Source organism: Moorena sp. SIO3I6, from assembly GCF_010672095.1.
In genome coordinates, this window is record NZ_JAAHHU010001198.1 from 1 (window position 1) to 1,570 (window position 1,570).

General features: G+C 44.1%; 3 protein-coding genes. 1 reads left to right on the top strand and 2 read right to left on the bottom strand.

The features are described 5' to 3' along the window. Together F6K49_RS47635 and F6K49_RS47640 are read right to left on the bottom strand one after the other, a co-directional pair. The coding region (locus F6K49_RS47635) for a transposase (RefSeq protein WP_366514342.1) at window positions 1-744 on the bottom strand (744 nt) is incomplete at its 3' end. Window positions 745-1,060: 316 nt separating this feature from the next. After that, window positions 1,061-1,255 (bottom strand): hypothetical protein, encoded by a 195-nt coding sequence (locus tag F6K49_RS47640; RefSeq protein WP_293109565.1) that lies wholly within the window; start codon window positions 1,253-1,255, stop codon window positions 1,061-1,063. A gap of 132 nt (window positions 1,256-1,387) precedes the next feature. On the opposite strand from F6K49_RS47640, the gene F6K49_RS47645 reads away from it, so the two are divergent. After that, window positions 1,388-1,570 (top strand): helix-turn-helix transcriptional regulator (locus F6K49_RS47645; RefSeq protein ID WP_293109567.1); only part of this gene is annotated, 183 nt, incomplete at its 3' end.

Here is a 1,570-nt window from a genome sequence, read left to right on the forward strand (position 1 = left end):
TCCCTTCTTTAAACGGGTAATAAAATGAATCCCTCGGTCAATTAACTGCTGCCAAAAGTAAAAGTGATAAAAGCCTCGATCTAGTAACAGCAAAGTTTTAGCCCTTACTAAATTCAACAGATTCGACTCCAATTTGGTGTCAGAAGCTCTGGGATTTTCCTCAAACCAAATCTCAACCGGAAGCCGTGTCTTTACATCCACCACTACTCCCATCTTGCCGGCTAACTGTCCTTGGGGTATGTCTGCCAAGCTTTTTAGCTTCCGAAACAAGGCTTCTAAAGTGGAATTATCGGCAATCCAAATTCTCTCAAACTTAGATAGAGTAAACTGAACACTTTCTGGCAGAGGACGGCACTTTCTTGAGTCCCAAACCTTTCTTAATTCTGGCAGCAACTCCTTAAAAACTCTCTCAAATAATTGAGCCGGAAAGGTCAAAAATCTCTGAGAAATTGCTTGTTGACTCACCTGAGTGGGTGAACACCACAAAAAGCCTTCTCTTGTTAAGATTCGGTTAAGTTCTCTGACCCCAGCTACATCTCGCCACAGTAAAGTTAACACGGCAGCTACCATCAAGGGCAGGTTAAGAATCCGGTCTCTTAATCCCAGTTTACGATAGTATCCCTCTTGGGCTATGATGGCCGGTTTCACCAACGATTCTAGCTTAGCAGCTATTGCTGAGTCCTCTACTAGAGGACGTTGGGTCTTTTTCGCATGGTCTCGGTGGGTTTTTCGGTGGCCGCTCATCAGGATTCACCATGGCTCAATTACTTGTCTGTTCTGAGTTTCACACGACTCGAACCCTGAGGCAATCCCCCCTCTTGACAAAAGGCTTTTTCTCTTAACTTGTCACCAATGGGGGGCTAGGGGGGCAAAATTCAGTATCAAAAAACTTTTCAGATATCCTCTAAGCCAAGATTGATAGATAGGACTTTTGGCATAATTTAGTACATTAGTACTCGTTAACTTCAGTAAAAGGATTCGGTTAAAGGTAAAAAGAGGTTTTCCCTTTAACCTTTAACCGTTACCAAGGGCAATCTAGTCCTGCAGTTTCCCAATAGGATTATTCCTTCAAGGGTGTGTCAAATATCACCACATGGTTGAAATTGGGCAGCAAGCGGTTGAGAGCTTGCTGATACGCTTCCGCATCACTGCGCCGATTAAATCGCGCTACGGTTATCCGTTGCCTCTTGGGTAGGTGCCGAATGACACACCAAGGCTTCAATCGGTCTCGGTAAGTTTGTCGAGTTGATATCATATAGCTAAATACCCCATTTCTATGGGTTGTTTTAAGAAAGGCGATCGCCCAGTAGTTTTGCGGCCTCTTGGGTGATCGCCTAATATCCTATTTACGATAAAATATGTAGTTGCGTAGTTTGTCAAGTCCAAAATGGGATTAATTAGGTTACGAGTTCGAGAATTAGCGGCAGAGAAGGGTTGGACGTTGAAAGAACTTTCCGACCGTTCCGGAGTAACCTATAGCACTGTGGCTAGTTATGCCCGACGTGACGCCATGAGTATGACGGACTTTACAGCAATTCTGAAGCTAGCTCGCGCTTTTGATGTTATGGTA

What these genes read in the sequence shown, in the direction of transcription:
- F6K49_RS47640 (WP_293109565.1), bottom strand. Translation starts at nt 1,255, where the DNA reads ATGATATCAACTCGACAAACTTACCGAGACCGATTGAAGCCTTGGTGT.